We start from the raw sequence: 16,104 nt of genomic DNA on the forward strand, positions 1-16,104 counted from the left end.
TATCATGGTGCGCCATTCACGCTGACCGAGGATCTGTTTTGTTTGCAGGAAGCCTGACGAGAAATCCTATCACTGCCATTTTCCTTCTTACGCTAACGCTACTGTTGGCGGGATGTTCAGGCAGTAAATCATCGAATATGGGCAGCTATTCCGGGGCGGTTTATACCGTTAAGCGCGGGGATACGTTGTACCGTATTTCGCGTGTGACGGGGACCAGCGTGAAGGATCTTGCTCGTCTGAACAATATCTCCCCCCCTTACACCATTGAAGTGGGACAAAAGCTGAAGGTTAACGGCAGCTCGTCCGCAACAGCCAAAAAAACGACTTCATCTAAAGGCAAAACAGCCAAAGTCACGCCGTCTTACGCCGTTCCGCAATCGTCCTGGCCGCCGGTTGGACAACGTTGCTGGATATGGCCTGCCAGTGGGAAAGTGGTTGCGCCGTATTCCACCTCTGAGGGGGGAAATAAAGGTATCGATATCGCTGGTGCGCGCGGTGCTCCTGTTTATGCCTCTGGGGCCGGAAAAGTGGTGTATGTGGGCGATCAACTGCGCGGGTACGGTAATTTAATCATGATTAAGCACGGCGAAGATTACATAACGGCCTACGCACACAACGATACGATGCTGGTCAACAATGGGCAAAACGTGAAGGCAGGGCAGAAGATTGCGACCATGGGCAATACGGGGACGGACTCGGTGAAACTCCACTTCCAGATCCGCTATCGCGCTACGGCTATCGATCCGCAGCGCTATCTTCCCGCGCAGGGCAGTAAACCGAAATGCTAAGTGATTATTTAATCGCCGGTTAGTCAGCTGGAGTCTTGCCTGAAAATGCGTAAGGTCTATAATGCCTTACGCACCTCAACGCGGGCGTAGTTCAATGGTAGAACGAGAGCTTCCCAAGCTCTATACGAGGGTTCGATTCCCTTCGCCCGCTCCAGAATTCCCCTAACGTATTCATCCCTCAGCTTTTTTCTGATTCATGCGTGACGGCACTCGTGATCCTCCTACAAAGGGGTCATACAGCCGATGGCGCAGCGTGATAATCTTTATCGACGTTCCAGTGGGATCTACGTTCTGCGGATCACCGTTCCGGTTCGTTATTTCGCCCCGACAGGGCCGTATGATTATCCGCACTATCCACCTTGCAAATGCCAGAGCGACTATTGCTACAGTCTTGCCCATGGGGGGTTAAGTGATTACATGCTTTTCCGGCAAACATTGTAAATAATGGCTTCAGCTTCTTTCGGCGTTTTACCCGCTAAGTCAGTATAAACCGTGTGGGCGATGTAGTGTGCAAACACGATGTTTTGTTCCGTAATGCCCGGTTTGCCTCTTAGCCCTTCTATTTGCTGATCAAACATAGATTGCGGGTCTTGATTATCTCTGCCTACTGTAATGTTTCGGGCCATCGTGGCCCACGAATGACAAAGAGTCTCGTTTTTAGCACTGGTTAATTCGTTCTCCAGCACCTTGTCACCGGAAATTGCGTGTTGCGCCCAGGCAGAATTGTTGGCGATGAACTTCTTCGAATCGGTCGCGATACCGTATTCGACTCGAATGCCACTGTCGTGATAGCTCCCGTCAGCATCTTTACTTGCCAACTTTAACGAAACCCGACAACCTGGAATGGTTTTGTGGTCTTTAACTGAAACAAAGACAGTATCTGTGTCGCAATCAGCAAAACTATCTTCGGGGTTAACGTAAGCGTTCGTCTTAATGAGCAGACCGGTAAAGCCGTTTTTGTAGCCTTTTGCTGGCAGCGTTTTAAAGGCGTTGCGATCCCCCTTTTTTATTGCCTCCCGGAAGTGATCCATTCCAATGCGTGTTGCCAGTTGATCAATGTTCTCGGCTGCATAAGATGCAGATGACGCAGTGATTAACATGATGGCCAGCAAAGAGTTGGCTGAAAAGCTGAGCTTATTAAGCCGTATTTTTGACATGTTGTTATTCCTCCGAATCCACCCCAGCGGTGTTAGTCATCGCATCATAGACCTTTAATTCGGAATATCACTATTGGGGTGTGGCTCTTTAGTGGACATCTGCACAAATTCAGGGGATGAAAAGATCCTGCGAAAATTGTTTGGACAATGAATAAAAGCATTGCACATCGCCACCGGAATGAATCAGGAGGTCTTTGCGAATCGGTGTGCGTTTGCGCGTAACTATATGAGTTGCATTGAGCATGGTGGCGTAAGTCTCTCGGCAATCCGAATCATTCACTTTTAGAGGTCTTCCGACATACTGATTACGCCCTCTGAGGCGATCGCCATGCATAAAACCTAATTCACCGAACACCAGATCATTGTCGTTCTGAAGTCCGTCGAAGTCGGACGTACTGGCTGATGGCTGATAAACCAAAGTGCGTGGAACTAAAGATGAGATACTTACAGCCCATTCCAGGTAACAAACTGCTTCAGCCTTAGATGACAGGATTGTTATTTTCCTAACCCCTTCATGTCGGGATCTCGCACGCAGGCTAGCGTCATTTCTGCCCGGAAGTGGATGACGATGAATTTATTACGCTCAAGGCCGTTGATTGCCATTGGTCTGCTGTTGGGTGCTGCTCTCGTTGCTTTTGTTGTTTTTCGTCAGAGCTGTGATGCTGCCTCGATGCACAAAGCGGCAGTGCCACTTGTCAGCCTGAGCCAGGCTCAGATCAAATCAGTGCCTCAGTTGTTATCCACGCATGACCAGCCTGATTTTCGGCTTCGCGAGCATGCTGATGATTGCCGGGCTGGTCGTCAGTGACTGGCGAAAACGAACGACTGCACGCTAACGGCAGACATAAGGGAGCGGCCAAGCCGCTCCCTTAAGGCATCAGGATTTCGGGAAGATCCAGACATGCTTTTCAGGTAACGACAAGCGGCAATGCTGTGGATCGCGAATCTCCTTGCCGTAGGCCCGAATGACAAAATCATCTTCTGACGTTCGGAACAGATATTCCCAGCGATCGCCAAGATACATGCTGGTGAGCAGCGGTAATTCAAGCTGGTTTTCACCCGGCTCACCCACGAGCTCCACCCGCTCAACACGGATCACCGCAGTTGCGTCCTGACCCGCTTTCACACCTTCACCCGCCTGTCCCCTCAGCACCCAGCCACGCCCTTCGATGCGCGCTTTGCCATCGCGTACTTCAGTGACTTTACCGTGCAGGCGGTTATTGCTCCCCATAAATTCTGCCGTAAACAGGGTTTTCGGTGAACCGTACATCTCCTGTGGCGTACCTTGCTGTTCAATCTTGCCATTGTTGAGCAGCAGAATACGGTCAGAAATCGACATGGCCTCATTTTGGTCGTGTGTGACCATGAGTGCGGACAACCCCAGTTTGATGATCAGCTCGCGCAGGAACACGCGGGCTTCTTCACGCAGTTTTGCATCAAGGTTAGACAGCGGCTCATCCAGCAGGATCACCGGCGGGTTATAGACCAGCGCCCGACCAATTGCTACACGCTGTTGCTGCCCCCCAGAAAGCTGGTGGGGGTGGCGTTTGCCAAGATGACCAAGACCCAGTTGATCCAGCACCCCCTGAACCCGTTGTTCGATTTCTTTCGCGGCGACTTTTCGCAGTTTCAGCGGATAGGCCACATTCTCAAACACGGTTTTGTGCGGCCAGAGCGCATAAGACTGGAACACCAGTCCCAGGTTACGCTCTTCCGCTGGGATCTCACTGCGTGGCGTGCCGTCGTAGACCTTATTTTTGCCAATAACAATCGAACCCTGAGTAGGTTTTTCCAGACCGGCCACGGCGCGCAGCAGTGTAGTTTTACCGCTGCCTGATGGGCCAAGTAAGGAGACAACTTCCCCGCGCTTCAGATTCATAGAAACGCCTTTTAACACCGGGTTATCGCCGTAGGTTAAGTGCAGATCGTCGACCGATAATTCAATCATGTAATTTGACTCCAAAGCGAAGGGCAATACCCAGACCTACCACGACCAGCAGGATGTTAATAAAGGAGAGCGCAGCTACGATATCAATCGCCCCGGCCGCCCACAGAGAGACCAGCATTGAACCAATGGTTTCTGTTCCAGGGGAAAGCAGGTACACCCCTGTTGAATATTCACGCTCAAATATCAGGAACATCAGTAACCACGAGCCAATAAGCCCATAGCGTGATAACGGAATGGTGACATGGCGGGTAATTTGACCCCGTGTCGCGCCAGTGCTGCGTGCCGCCTCTTCAAGTTCAGGCCCGACCTGCAACAGCGTTGAGGAGATAAGCCGTAACCCGTATGCCATCCACACCACGGTGTAGGCCAGCCAGACGCTGAAAATGGTGCTGCGTAACGAGCGCAACCAGACGACCAGGTTATCGCGCAGCCATTCAGACCAGGGCATTCCGGATAACCAACCTGACTTCAGCGCGTTATCAAGCCACATCGGCAGGAACAGGAAGACCCATAAAAATGCCAGCCCGGCGAGCAGGCCGGGAACTGCGCGGGGAACCAGAACGCTGTAATCGAGAAAACGGGTGGTATTGTCAGGTTTACGGTGCATCGCAATACCGACAAACAGATAGCAGGCGACCGCCAGTGCGCCGCCAAATACCCCTATAGCCATGGAGTTAACAATGGCGCGCAGCAGGTTTGGCTGTGCCCAGATGGTCCGGAAGGTGCTCAGGGAAAGTTCATCCCAGAGAGACACCCCAACCCCCCAGTTGGAGATAAACGCACGCAGTACGACGCCCAGCAAAGGAACGCCAATCGTCACGGTCAACCAGAACGCCACGACCGCCCCCGCGACCCAGCGCCATTTTCCGAGGGGTAAGGCGCGAGCCTGTGAGGCTTTACCCTTGACGGTGACAAAACGGTTGGCGGTGCGCATCAGCCGACGTTGAAGCATGACCAGTGGAATGGTGATGCAGATCAGTACCACCGCGACCGCAGCCATCAGGTGATAGGACGGTGTACCGAGTTTGTTGGTGAGTTGGTAAAGGTAGGTTGCCAGCACCATATTGCCTTCCGGATCGCCCAACACCAGCATCAGCCCGAACACTTCCAGACCGAGGAAAAACAGCAGTACAACGGCATACAGAATGGACGGGCGAACCATCGGTAAACTGACGGCGGTCATCACCTGTAACGGAGAGGCGCCGGCGATACGCGCGGCTTCTTCAACATCTGAGCCCACGCTGCGCAGCGCCGAAGAGATATAAAGGTAGGCATGCGGAACATGCGTCAGTCCGGCGATGACCACGATGCTCGACATGTCGTAAATGTTCCAGGGAACAAACCCAATCAGTGCCTGCGCCCACAGCGACAGGAACCCGACGGGACCGGCCGCGACAACGTAGCCAAAGCCCAGAACCATAGGAGACACAAAGATGGGCACAAGGATCAGCGGCTCAATCAGACGTCTGCCGGGTAAATCAGTACGTACCATCAAAAATGCCAGTATTCCGCCAAGCGGGATGGCGATGGCCACCAGGCCAAAGGCGAGGATAAAGCCGCTTTTGAGCGCCTTATAGAAATCCGGGTCGGTGAAGATAAATTCGAATGATTCGAAGCTCCACGCTTTTGCTGGCGAAAAAAACGGCGCAGATAAAAAACTCTGTATCACGATGAACGACAGCGGAATGTAGATAACCAGAGCGGTTATCAACACTACGATGCCACGCGGCAGGCTTTGCCACTTTCGGTGTAATGCATTCATAGAGTATCCCTGGTGTTGGAACCCAGACAAATGAAATCAGGTAAGTGAAAAGAAGCGCGGCGGCACGCGTCGCGCGTTGTCATGGCTCTATTTGGCCGCGGCTTCACGCCACTGTTTGATGTAATCCAGACGTTTTTTCGGCTGCAGGTATTCCAGCAGGCTTTCATCAACCGGAATCGGTTTCAGCGCATTACCCAGCATTTTGGTCATGCCGTCGATATCATTTTTACCGTCGATATCGTTACGAATAGAGGGAATATCCGCCTGATTCGCCAGAATACTTTGCCCTTTTTCGGAAAGGACATAGTCCAGCCACAGTTTGGCGGCATTGCTGTTTTGCGCCTGCTGGCTGATGAAGGAGACGCGTGACAGGACCAGGGTGTAATCCTTCGGATAAGAGATCCCCAGCGATGGATCGGTTTTCGCACGGGCTTCGGCGTAAGAACCCAGGATGTTGAAACCGATCAGGTTCTCCCCGGATGAGACGCGCTCCATCATCGTCCCGGTGGAGGACTGTACCGCTAAGCCGCCTTTGGCAACGTCAGCCAGCGTTTTGAAGTAGTTGGGATCGGCTTTGAAATCCTGAACAGAAAGCATAAATCCAAGACCTGATTTTTCGATGTCGTAGGTCGTGACTTTGCTCTTGAATTTGTCTGGCTGGCTGGCGATAAGCTTCGCCAGTGCTGCATGGGAATCAGGAACGTCACCTGCCGGGATCAGACGTTTGTTATAGATGAAGACCACGGGTTCGTAGGTTGTCCCGTAGGCTTTATTACTCCAGACGGCCCATTTTGGTAACTGACCTTGCTCAGGAGACTGATATTCCTGCGCATAGTCGGTGGCCAGCTTCAGCCCGGTGTCCATCGATGAACTCCAGACCACATCACCACTTCCGCCACCGGAAGCTTGTTCGCTGATAAAACGGTTGTACAGCTCAGTGCTGTTCATATCGTTGTATTCAACTTTAATGCCTGGGTAGGTCTTTTCGAAGCCTTCGATCAGCGGACCCGCAGCTTTGGTATCGGTAGTGGAATACACCACCACTTTGCCTTCTTTAGTCGCAGCATCCACGACTTTTTGATAGTCAGCAGGGTAGCCCTGCGGTAAGGCAGACATTGCAGAGGAAGAGATCAATACAGCAGCGGTAATCAGAGAGATGCGGAATATGTTCGACATTATAATTAACCTTTTAGTTACATTTGAGGAACTAATGGTCAACATAGCGTATGGCGCAAGGCAGGCAATAGGGGGGAGAAAGCTCCGGGTCTGAAGTGTGATAGTCGGCGTTGTTTCGGCAATTAACACCATTAAATCCGCAAAAAAAGGGGCGAATACAGCCCCCTTGCCGGGCATTATTCCGCGTTGGGGACTTTTCGGTACAGCCTTCTCGGATGGCCAATATTGCCATACAGCATTTCGATGCTGATCAAACCGCTCTCCACACAATATTCCAGATAACGGCGGCCCGTTGTTTTACTGATGCCCACGTTATCTACAACCTCTTCCACCGACAGGTTTCTCTCTGGGTTGTCTGCGAAAAAGCGCTTGATCCGTTCCAGGGTATTCGGCTCGATCCCTTTAGTGGAGGGCGAAGGGGAGGATTCCGCTGTGGGCAAGTTAAAGAGACGATCCAGGGCATGTTGATCAACCACTTTGACCTGCCGCACAGTGTGAATAAAGCGCATAAAACGCTCCAGCGATGCATGCAGGCGCTGGAAAAAAACGGGTTTAATCAGGTAGTCGAAAGCGCCGCTGCGCATCGCATGGCTGCAGGTTTGCATATCACTGGCGGCGGTGATGAAAATCACGGCGCACTCAATACTTTTCAGTAGCGGGCTGTCGATCAACTCCACACCTTTACCATCCGGGAGGTAGTTGTCGAGAAGAATGAGGCGCGGCTGGTACTGCGCGATCAGCATGCGGGCCTGCTCCAGCGAAGCGGCGATGCCGACAATCCGTAAATGAAAATTCTGTTCGATGTACTCACGATGCAGTTCAGCGAGGTGCGGTTCATCCTCAACAATGACAACATCAATTGGCCGGGTAGTGGTCATGCTTTAGCCCTGTCGAATTGGACGTGTGTATGGAATAAACACAGAAAAAATAGTGCCTTGTGGGGTGTTATCGCTGATTTCGATACTGCCACCTGCCTTACCGACATATCCTGCCACCAGAAATAAGCCGATACCGTGCTCAGAGCCGACTATTTCGTTACTGCTGGCGGGCTTGCTGCTGAACCCCTGCTCAAAAATATGAGGTTTCATGGCGTCATCCACGCCACACCCGCGATCGGCGATTTCAATCAGGAGCTCCTGGTTTCTGTCAGAAATATAGAGTTCAACCGCTGCGGGAACCAGGGCGTTCAGGGTGGCATCAACGGCATTATCCAGCAGGTTGCCTATCACCGACATGAGTTCGGTTTCGTTGAGCGCTGCCGGAAGGCGGGTTAACTGGCACGCAGGATCGAACAGGAGTTCGATACCTTTTTCACGCGCGCTCACGTATTTTCCCAGCAGCAGGCCACACAACGCCGGGGAGGTAAAATGTGCTGAGACAAAATCCAGTACCTTCTGCGCACCTTCCGATTGCGCCTGAATATAGCGTATCGCCTCATCATAATGCTGCATCTGCAACAGCCCCACGAGTGTCGCAGTCCAGTTAAGTTGCTCATGGCGCATGATGCGTAAATTGTCGGCGTAGCGCCTGACCTAGCTTAACTGACTGCTGAGCGTGTTGATATCGTTTTTATCACGAAAACTGAATACCCACCCACGTGCTGCGCCTGGCTCCAGTTCTATCGCCACGCGGTTAACGATGACCTCGCGTTGATTTAACACGGCAATCTGGTCGTGGCGGTCAGTGTCTGCGGCATCATGCGGCTGAGAAAAGAAACCTGGTGGCGTTTGCAGAACATCGGCCAGTGGCTTGCCGATAAGCTCTTTTTCATTCTGCTGTATATCCAGTAATTCCCGTGCCGCGCGGTTGATTAAAATAAGTTGTTTCTCATCGTTAACCGCAAATATTCCTTCGTACATGGCCTCAAGTAGCGCTTTTTGTTGCTGAACCAGCAGGGCAATATCTTTTGGCTCAAGGCGGAACATCTGTTTTTTGAGATTGCGGGTAAATAGCCAGGAAAAGATAAATAACAGGAGCAAAAGGGCGAGGCCATATAAACCCGCCTGCCAGAAAATACGGGCATTAATATTGGCGATATACGAGGTGAGATAGCCGACCGAAACAATCCCTATAACCTGATGCTGCGCATTAAAGACAGGGGCTTTACTGCGTAATGACACGCCAATTCCGCCTTTGCGGACGGAAATAATGGTTTTCCCCTGTAACACCTCGGCATTGTCCCCGCCAATCATGGGTAAGTTAAGCCGCTCCGGGGATTCAGAGTGATACAGGTGTTGTTCGTCTGTATCACCAATCACAATATAACTGGCGTCGCTCTGATCCCGCAAAGGCTGAATTAAACGGGCAATCCCGGAGATATCTCTCGCCGCCACTTTTTCCGCAAGGCCCGGCATGAGCGCAATTTCACTTGCCTGGACGCGTGCGCGCTGGCCGAGATCGTGATGCAGCTGGCGGTCAATAAAATGAAACAGGATCGCCCCCAGCAGGGCTAATAGCAGGCAGGAAAAGGAAACCAGTGATAAAAAGAGTTTCACCTGAAAAGTGAGTCTGCGTTTCATACAACCTGCGGCAGTAATACAAAAGAGAGACATTCGCGGAGCCTAGCATGAGGTTATCCCAGGCGTAATATGACAAAGGCAGAGTTGTGAGCTGGCTTTTCGTTTTTGAGTTCATATCCATCAGTTTTCCGGGAGGCTATGCTTCGTGTATTACCATAAAAAATAGAGAGGCAATGTCGTGGATAAAGAGCTACTGGACGCGGGGTTTCGGGCCTATACCGGTGAGAAAATTGATGTCTACTTCAATACCGGGATCTGCAAACACTCAGGGAACTGCGTGCGGGGCAGTGCGAAGCTGTTCAACCTGAAACGTAAGCCCTGGATCGCGCCGGATGAAGTCGATGTTGAAACGGTTGTACGTGTGATTGATACCTGCCCAAGCGGTGCGCTGACGTATCGCCAAAAATAAGCGAGGAACCATGGATATTCTGGAAGGCCATAACAAATTTTATGTGAACGATGCCGAGGGAAATCAGGTTGCTGAGATTGTCTTCGTTCCGACTGGCGAGCATCTGAGTATTATCGAACATACGGATGTTGATCCCAGCCTTAAAGGGCAGGGCGTAGGCAAGCAGTTGGTGGCGAAAGTGGTGGCGAAAATGCGCGGTGAGAACCGTAAAATCATCCCGCTCTGTCCATTTGCCAAACATGAGTTTGATAGCACGCGGGAATACGACGATATCCGCGCGTGATACAGCACCGGCAATAGCCGGTGTTTTTTTATCTCATCTGCTCCAGAAGTAATATGGCCGCAATCAACACCATGATCCCACCCGATGCGGTGCTAACCAGGCGTGCCGCCTGTGGACGCGCAGCTAACACCGTCCTGGAACCATAACCGACCAGCAGGTAGACCAGCGTGCAGGTGATGAGATGCATCATACCAAGCGCAGACATCTGTAGTGCTATCGACCAGCTTCCTTTTGGATCTGTAAACTGTGGCAGTAAAGCCAGAAACAGCAGGAAGACTTTCGGGTTCAGGCCGCTAATACACAGCCCTTTTACTGCCCATTGATTCCAGCTTCCGGACTGCTGCTGCGCTTCCTGAGGTGTTGCAGGATGACGCAGAAGTGAGATCCCAAGCCACAGGAGATAGAACGCACCTGCGATTGTCAGTACCGATAGTGCCACTGGATGACGGGCAATCATGACACCAACGCCTGCTACCACAATGATGGTGGCAAGCAGATGCCCGGACATTAGGCCGATGACCGCCGGAACAATGCGGCGTCCATTAATTCCGGCACTGATCGTGTAGGCCCAGTCTGCCCCTGGCGTCATGATAAGCAGGAAAGACACGATCCAAAACCCGGCAATAACGCTCATGTCCATCGTCTTACTTTCTCCTTAGAAACCGCTTCAGTGGAGAGAAAGAATATCGATATCCGCATGAAATGAGCTTTCAATGTTATGCTGAAAATACGGTGAAATTGAGAAAATCTTCCAGATGGATAGCATAGATAGAAAAATTCTTGCTGAGCTACAGGCCGATGGCCGTTTATCTCTCACTGAGCTGGCGGAGCGGGTCAACCTGAGTCTCTCGCCATGTCACCGGCGTGTACGTGCGCTGGAGCAAAGTGGAGCGATTACCGGCTACCGTGCCAACCTTGATCCGGCCAAAATGGGGTTTAACTTTCTGGCGATTGTCTTCGCGACGCTTAAAGAGGGCGATAAAAAAGCGGTCAGTGCGTTTGAAGAGGCCGTTGAAGCGATCCCGCAAATTGTGCTGGCGCAACGGCTGTTTGGCGATCCTGATTATCTGATGCACGTTGTGACGCGTGATCTGCCTGCTTTCCAGAAACTCTATGACGAGAAGCTGTCCGCAATGCCCGGTGTTCAGCATCTGCGCTCGACGCTGGTAATGAAAACGGTGGTGCAGGACAGGCCTTTTCCGCTGGAGACACTGAGTCGTGAATAAACCGATTATCACTACGCCGCGCCTGATTTTACGTCAGTGGCATGAGGGCGATTTTGCCCCTTTTGCGGCGCTGAATGACGATCCTGAGGTGATGCGTTTTTTCCCCGCAACGCTCACACGCGATGAGAGTGATAGCCTTGCGGCCCGCTTTCAGGACGGAATTGAGGAACGCGGATGGGGATTCTGGGCCGTTGAGTCCAGAGAAAACGGCGAGTTTGTGGGCTGTGTTGGCCTGCATCCTCAGCCAGATCGGTTTGCGTTTTCACCCTGCACTGAAATCGGCTGGCGGCTGGATAAGAGATTCTGGCATCAGGGACTGGCAACAGAGGCGGCGCAGGTGTGTCTGGATTACGCGTTTGTACAATTAGCGTTAGCTGAAGTGGTGTCATTTACCTCCGTATTGAATGTGCCCTCACAGAGTCTGATGAAGCGGTTGGGCATGGAAAAACGTGGCGAGTTTGCTCATCCGGCCCTGACGACGAGGGACAGGCTTTCGCAGCATGTTCTGTATGGCAAGACGCGCCCGGCATAGCGCCGGGCACGAAGGCCATTAACCGACGAACATCACGGATACACACAGCACGCCGACAATCAGCGTCAGCAGATTGCCGATGGAACGGTACTGTTTCAGGGACGGGATCAGATACGTCGAGAGCGTTGGCATGATAAACAGGATCATGGCGATAAGCGGGCCGCTGATGGCGTAAATCATCGAGATTGCATTCGGGTTAATGCAGCAAACCACGAACGTAACCAGCGACACACCTAAAATAGAAATCGCGCGATTAAAGGCACGACTCTTCTTGACGCCGACCTGATTCAGGGATGATTTCACGATCTCAGTCGCCCCTTCAATCACCCCAAAATAGGTTCCCAGGAACGATTTCGACATCGCGACGATGGCAACCACAATCCCGGAAATGCCGAGCCAGGCCGGAGAGGAGGGCATCATCGACAGCGCTGACAAAATCGTTACCCCTTCCTCTTTTGCCGCCACAATGTAAGACGGCGGGATAGAGAGCAGGCAACTGAACACGAAGAACAGTACGCTCAGACAGATGATCAGGTACGCCACCTTCATGATTTTTTTGCATTTACCCATGGCGGCATCACCGTACTTCTCCCGGCGATCAACAGCAAACGTCGAGATAATCGGGGTATGGCTAAAAGCGAAAACCATCACCGGGATCGAAATCCAGACCTGGTGAAGCGTGTGTTGATCAAACGCCATCTGGCTGGTAAGCAACGATGGTTGCCAGCTTCCCGTCAGGTAGATCGAGACAAACAGGAAGTAGGCGATCAGCGGGAATACCAGAAAACCCATCACTTTTATGGTGATGTGACGTCCCATCAGGAAGATCAGATTCAGCACCAGCACCACGCCAAAACTTACCAGCATGCGCACGGCGGTGTCGACCGTCATATGTTTCGCCAGCTGTTCAGTCATTGAGTTGGTGATCGCGACAGCGTAGATCAGCACCACCACAAAGAAGGCGACAAAGTAGAGGGTGGTGATCAGATTCCCAATCTTTTTTCCGTAGTAGTGAGTGACCGCACCGGTGATCCCTTCATTCCCGTTTGTTTTGTAGGACAGGATAAATTGCGCCAGCGCTTTATGCGGCCAGTAGGTTAATGGATAGGCCACAAGGGCGGTAATAAACAGGACAATTGCGCCTGCGGAGCCAAGCTGGATGGGCAAGAACAGCGTTCCTGCGCCCACGGCTGTGCCATAGAGGGCGAAACTCCAGAGAGTCTCTTCTTTTGACCAAATTTTCGACATTAGAGCAACGTATCAACTATAAAACGAACAAAAAGGAGTGCAATTTACCATAATTATGGCTGGAGGGCGTAACTGACTTGGCAGGTAGTGGCCGGACACGGGTTCCGGCCAGGAGGGCATTAGCTTGCGAGGGCACGTCGTTGCTGGCGTCGTTTGATGAATTTCTCACGCAGAGTGTCATATGCCCAGTTATAGAACATGGTGTATGGCAGGAAGAACAGGAAGAAACCTATTTCCAGCGTGAATGCCTGAAGCAGCGTGACGCCCAGAACGGCGGAGACAATGGACACGCCGATCACAATAAAGCCGCACTCGAAGCCCAGAGCGTGTAGCGCACGTACTTTTGCCGTCCGCGTGACGCGCTGAACTGGCCAGAAACGGTCAAATCCGAAGTTATAGATGATGTTCCAGAGCATCGCCGTAGTTGCCAGAATAATGGTCAGTCCGCCCATTTCGACAACGGAACGCTGCATTAACCACGCTGCCGTCGGGGCGAGAATAGCCGTCGCAATTCCTTCAAAGCAGACGGCATGGAAGATCCGCTCCGGCAATTTACGTTGGAGTGTATCTTGATGTTGCATAGCGGTAGACCTCATTGATTCGCCGGGATGGGCGGTGTTGTGGCCTATTTTTATCGCTAAAGATGATATATAAAAGATAGTATCCATCGATAAAGTAGATACTTCATGCGCTATTCCCCTGAAGCCTTAATCGCATTTGTTGAAACGGTTGCCGCAGGCTCTTTCTCTGCTGCCGCCCGTCGCCTGCGTAAGAGTCAGTCCACCATCAGTACCTCGATAGCAAATCTTGAAGCCGATCTGGGGTTTGAGCTTTTTGATCGCTCGGCACGCCAGCCTGTGCTTACCGCACAGGGTGAGCAGGTGTTGGGGTACGTGCAGTCGATCCTCGCCGCCAGTGCGAGGCTCGATGAGCTGGCGGTGTCACTGACAGCGCAAACGGAGGCGCGCCTGACGTTTGTGTTGTCGGATACACTGAACCCGGATGTGCTGGAAAACCTGATGAGCGAGTTCGACCAGCGTTTTCCTCATACGGAATTTGAATGCCTGATTGGTGAGGATGAGGATGTTATCGATCTGCTCCAGAAAGAGCGGGCGCAGGTTGGCCTGACGGAAGCACGTGACAGTTATCCTACCGGAATTGGTGTGACACGGCTTCCCATGCAGACCCGAATGGCGATTTATGTCTCGACCACGCATCCGCTGGCAGGGCAACCGCAAACAGAAGCCGATGAACTCCATGGCTGGCGTGAGCTGCGGCTAAACACCTATCTTGAACGAGAGCCCGCTGTTGCCCGGGGGCCGGTCTGGTCAGCACCGAATTACCTGTTACTCTTGAGTATGGCGGTACAGGGCTTTGGCTGGTGCGCATTACCTTGTGCGCTGGTGGATGAATTCGCCGCGGCGAAATCGCTGGTGCAACTGAATGTGCCTGGCTGGCCACGCTCGATCGCTATCGATCTCTTATGGAACAAGCGCTCTCCACCAGGCGTTGCCGGAAGCTGGTTGCGCCAGTATTTGCAGGATGCACGCTAATCCTTTGTGATTAAACTCACTTTTTTTAAACAATTGCGCCAATTGTTGATAACAATACTCTACTATCGTCATGTCATTTTATACAGAGGTCGTGATGAAAGATGTCGTTATAGTGGGTGCGCTGCGTACAGCTATCGGCTGTTTTCAGGGAGCGCTTGCGCGTCACTCTGCCGTTGATTTGGGCAGCGTGGTGGTGAAAGCACTGGTGGAACGCAGCGGGATCGCGACACATGAAATCGATGAGGTGATCCTCGGCCAGGTGCTGACGGCTGGTGCGGGGCAAAATCCTGCGCGTCAGGCGGCGCTCAAAGGCGGGTTGCCTAACACGGTCTCCGCGATCACGATTAATGACGTCTGTGGCTCAGGCCTGAAAGCGCTGCATCTTGCAACGCAAGCCATCCAGTGTGGTGAGGCGGATGTTGTGATTGCCGGTGGGCAAGAAAACATGAGCCGCGCGCCCCATGTTCTCACCGACAGCCGTACCGGCGCGCAACTGGGCAATAGCCAGTTGATTGACAGCCTGGTACATGACGGGCTGTGGGATGCATTTAATGATTACCATATGGGCGTAACGGCAGAAAACCTGGCGCGGGAGTATGGTATCAGCCGTGAGCTTCAGGATGCCTATGCGCTCAGTTCACAGCAAAAAGCCCGTGCGGCTATCGATTCCGGGCGATTCCGCGATGAAATCGTCCCCGTTCATACTCACCGTCAGTCGGGTAAAAACACGATCGTCGACACCGATGAACAACCGCGCACCGATGCCAGTGCTGAAGGGCTGGCAATGTTAAATCCGGCCTTTGAAACTATGGGATCGGTGACTGCGGGTAACGCCTCCTCCATCAATGACGGTGCAGCGGCGGTGATGATGATGAGTGAAAGCAAAGCGCTGGAGCTGGATTTACCCGTGTTGGCACGTATTAAGGCTTTTGCCAGCGTCGGCGTTGATCCAGCATTAATGGGCATTGCACCCGTTTATGCGACCCGTCGTTGTCTGGAACGTGCCGGATGGGCGCTGGGCGATGTGGATCTGATTGAAGTCAACGAGGCCTTTGCGGCGCAGGCCATTTCAGTGGGTAAAATGCTGGAGTGGGACCCGAAACGCGTCAATGTCAACGGTGGGGCAATTGCGTTGGGTCACCCGATTGGGGCATCCGGTTGCCGTATTCTGGTTTCATTAGTTCACGAAATGATAAAACGTGATGCCCGCAAAGGGCTTGCCACGTTGTGTATTGGGGGCGGGCAGGGCGTTGCGCTAGCGATCGAGCGATAATCATCTTTTCTCCATTTTGTACTCAGAAAAATCTCCCGCCAGGGAGTTTTTTTTGCCTCCTGAACGACATTTTTATACTCATCAGTGAATTCTCAATCCCTCTGTAATTCTTGCGCGTTGAATAATGATCATGATGACTTTTTTTGTGTGATCTTCCTCCTGAAATTTAACGTTAATGACCCTGTTTTGTTGATGGGTGTCACGTCGATCCTTGCCAAAAAAAATGAAAC

15 protein-coding genes, 1 tRNA gene and 2 pseudogenes are annotated in these 16,104 nt (G+C 52.1%); 9 read left to right on the top strand and 9 right to left on the bottom strand.

The genetic code is table 11. From position 1 onward, the window contains the following. The first annotated feature begins 38 nt into the window (after window positions 1-38). Both actS and GF617_RS13905 read left to right on the top strand, forming a co-directional pair. Window positions 39-788, top strand: coding sequence for an amidase activator ActS (gene actS, locus GF617_RS13900; protein WP_181620663.1), 750 nt, complete (start codon window positions 39-41; stop codon window positions 786-788). A gap of 80 nt (window positions 789-868) precedes the next feature. Beyond that, window positions 869-942 (top strand) — tRNA-Gly (locus GF617_RS13905). A 514-nt stretch (window positions 943-1,456) separates the two neighbouring features. Here the strand turns inward: GF617_RS13905 and GF617_RS13910 are convergent. Continuing rightward, a pseudogene (locus tag GF617_RS13910) lies at window positions 1,457-1,945 on the bottom strand (hypothetical protein); the annotation flags it as partial. A gap of 568 nt (window positions 1,946-2,513) precedes the next feature. Between GF617_RS13910 and GF617_RS13915 the strand changes: the two are divergent. Next, entirely contained in the window at window positions 2,514-2,753 is a 240-nt protein-coding gene (locus GF617_RS13915; protein WP_203451853.1) for a hypothetical protein, read from the top strand. Window positions 2,754-2,822: 69 nt separating this feature from the next. On the opposite strand, the gene GF617_RS13920 is transcribed toward GF617_RS13915, so the two are convergent. The 5 genes and pseudogenes from GF617_RS13920 to GF617_RS13940 all read right to left on the bottom strand — a co-directional run bounded on the left by GF617_RS13920 (window position 2,823) and on the right by GF617_RS13940 (window position 9,350). Beyond that, on the bottom strand, window positions 2,823-3,893 hold the full coding sequence (locus tag GF617_RS13920; protein ID WP_181620660.1) for an ABC transporter ATP-binding protein: 1,071 nt from the start codon (window positions 3,891-3,893) through the stop codon (window positions 2,823-2,825). Next, the gene (locus GF617_RS13925) at window positions 3,886-5,655 is read right to left on the bottom strand and encodes an iron ABC transporter permease (RefSeq protein WP_181620659.1); all 1,770 of its coding nucleotides are present in this window, start codon (window positions 5,653-5,655) and stop codon (window positions 3,886-3,888) included. Before GF617_RS13925 ends, GF617_RS13920 begins: the two co-directional genes overlap by 8 nt. An 87-nt stretch (window positions 5,656-5,742) precedes the next feature. After that, window positions 5,743-6,831: an ABC transporter substrate-binding protein gene (locus GF617_RS13930; RefSeq protein WP_203451855.1), complete on the bottom strand. Its 1,089-nt coding sequence runs from the start codon at window positions 6,829-6,831 to the stop codon at window positions 5,743-5,745. A 176-nt stretch (window positions 6,832-7,007) separates the two neighbouring features. Continuing rightward, window positions 7,008-7,709, bottom strand: coding sequence for a response regulator (locus GF617_RS13935; RefSeq protein WP_181620657.1), 702 nt, complete (start codon window positions 7,707-7,709; stop codon window positions 7,008-7,010). 3 nt (window positions 7,710-7,712) lie between these two features. Next, window positions 7,713-9,350: pseudogene (locus GF617_RS13940) on the bottom strand (ATP-binding protein). Window positions 9,351-9,528: 178 nt separating this feature from the next. Between GF617_RS13940 and yjdI the strand changes: the two are divergent. Together yjdI and GF617_RS13950 are read left to right on the top strand one after the other, a co-directional pair. Next, window positions 9,529-9,759 (top strand): 4Fe-4S mono-cluster protein YjdI, encoded by a 231-nt coding sequence (yjdI, locus tag GF617_RS13945; protein WP_181620655.1) that lies wholly within the window; start codon window positions 9,529-9,531, stop codon window positions 9,757-9,759. A gap of 10 nt (window positions 9,760-9,769) precedes the next feature. Then, window positions 9,770-10,042 carry a GNAT family N-acetyltransferase gene (locus tag GF617_RS13950; RefSeq protein WP_181620654.1) on the top strand — a complete coding sequence of 91 codons (273 nt, stop codon included), beginning with the start codon at window positions 9,770-9,772 and terminating at the stop codon, window positions 10,040-10,042. Window positions 10,043-10,070: 28 nt separating this feature from the next. Here GF617_RS13950 and GF617_RS13955 read toward each other — a convergent pair whose 3' ends face one another. Beyond that, window positions 10,071-10,682, bottom strand: a complete 612-nt coding sequence (locus GF617_RS13955) for a LysE family translocator (RefSeq protein ID WP_181620653.1) — start codon at window positions 10,680-10,682, stop codon at window positions 10,071-10,073. Window positions 10,683-10,797: 115 nt separating this feature from the next. Between GF617_RS13955 and GF617_RS13960 the strand changes: the two genes are divergently transcribed. Together GF617_RS13960 and GF617_RS13965 are read left to right on the top strand one after the other, a co-directional pair. Then, window positions 10,798-11,268 (top strand): Lrp/AsnC family transcriptional regulator, encoded by a 471-nt coding sequence (locus GF617_RS13960; RefSeq protein ID WP_203451856.1) that lies wholly within the window; start codon window positions 10,798-10,800, stop codon window positions 11,266-11,268. A gap of 4 nt (window positions 11,269-11,272) precedes the next feature. Then, window positions 11,273-11,800 (top strand): GNAT family N-acetyltransferase, encoded by a 528-nt coding sequence (locus GF617_RS13965; RefSeq protein WP_203451877.1) that lies wholly within the window; start codon window positions 11,273-11,275, stop codon window positions 11,798-11,800. Between the two features lie 18 nt (window positions 11,801-11,818). Here GF617_RS13965 and GF617_RS13970 read toward each other — a convergent pair whose 3' ends face one another. Together GF617_RS13970 and GF617_RS13975 are read right to left on the bottom strand one after the other, a co-directional pair. After that, the gene (locus GF617_RS13970; RefSeq protein WP_203451858.1) at window positions 11,819-13,048 is read right to left on the bottom strand and encodes an amino acid permease; all 1,230 of its coding nucleotides are present in this window, start codon (window positions 13,046-13,048) and stop codon (window positions 11,819-11,821) included. Between the two features lie 119 nt (window positions 13,049-13,167). Beyond that, window positions 13,168-13,629, bottom strand: a complete 462-nt coding sequence (locus GF617_RS13975) for a multidrug/biocide efflux PACE transporter (protein WP_181620650.1) — start codon at window positions 13,627-13,629, stop codon at window positions 13,168-13,170. A gap of 105 nt (window positions 13,630-13,734) precedes the next feature. Here GF617_RS13975 and GF617_RS13980 point away from each other — a divergent pair, with 105 nt between their 5' ends. After that, the gene (locus GF617_RS13980; RefSeq protein ID WP_203451860.1) at window positions 13,735-14,601 is read left to right on the top strand and encodes a LysR family transcriptional regulator; all 867 of its coding nucleotides are present in this window, start codon (window positions 13,735-13,737) and stop codon (window positions 14,599-14,601) included. Between the two features lie 94 nt (window positions 14,602-14,695). After that, window positions 14,696-15,874, top strand: coding sequence for an acetyl-CoA C-acetyltransferase (locus tag GF617_RS13985; RefSeq protein WP_203451861.1), 1,179 nt, complete (start codon window positions 14,696-14,698; stop codon window positions 15,872-15,874). Window positions 15,875-16,104 lie beyond the last annotated feature (230 nt).

It is taken from the genome of Lelliottia sp. RWM.1, assembly GCF_016859735.1.
Lineage (GTDB): Bacteria > Pseudomonadota > Gammaproteobacteria > Enterobacterales > Enterobacteriaceae > Enterobacter.

What these genes read in the sequence shown, in the direction of transcription:
- GF617_RS13915 (WP_203451853.1), top strand. Translation starts at nt 2,514, where the DNA reads ATGAATTTATTACGCTCAAGGCCGTTGATTGCCATTGGTCTGCTGTTG.
- GF617_RS13920 (WP_181620660.1), bottom strand. Translation starts at nt 3,893, where the DNA reads ATGATTGAATTATCGGTCGACGATCTGCACTTAACCTACGGCGATAAC.
- GF617_RS13925 (WP_181620659.1), bottom strand. Translation starts at nt 5,655, where the DNA reads ATGAATGCATTACACCGAAAGTGGCAAAGCCTGCCGCGTGGCATCGTA.
- GF617_RS13930 (WP_203451855.1), bottom strand. Translation starts at nt 6,831, where the DNA reads ATGTCGAACATATTCCGCATCTCTCTGATTACCGCTGCTGTATTGATC.
- GF617_RS13935 (WP_181620657.1), bottom strand. Translation starts at nt 7,709, where the DNA reads ATGACCACTACCCGGCCAATTGATGTTGTCATTGTTGAGGATGAACCG.
- GF617_RS13950 (WP_181620654.1), top strand. Translation starts at nt 9,770, where the DNA reads ATGGATATTCTGGAAGGCCATAACAAATTTTATGTGAACGATGCCGAG.
- GF617_RS13955 (WP_181620653.1), bottom strand. Translation starts at nt 10,682, where the DNA reads ATGGACATGAGCGTTATTGCCGGGTTTTGGATCGTGTCTTTCCTGCTT.
- GF617_RS13960 (WP_203451856.1), top strand. Translation starts at nt 10,798, where the DNA reads ATGGATAGCATAGATAGAAAAATTCTTGCTGAGCTACAGGCCGATGGC.
- GF617_RS13970 (WP_203451858.1), bottom strand. Translation starts at nt 13,048, where the DNA reads ATGTCGAAAATTTGGTCAAAAGAAGAGACTCTCTGGAGTTTCGCCCTC.
- GF617_RS13975 (WP_181620650.1), bottom strand. Translation starts at nt 13,629, where the DNA reads ATGCAACATCAAGATACACTCCAACGTAAATTGCCGGAGCGGATCTTC.
- GF617_RS13980 (WP_203451860.1), top strand. Translation starts at nt 13,735, where the DNA reads ATGCGCTATTCCCCTGAAGCCTTAATCGCATTTGTTGAAACGGTTGCC.
- GF617_RS13985 (WP_203451861.1), top strand. Translation starts at nt 14,696, where the DNA reads ATGAAAGATGTCGTTATAGTGGGTGCGCTGCGTACAGCTATCGGCTGT.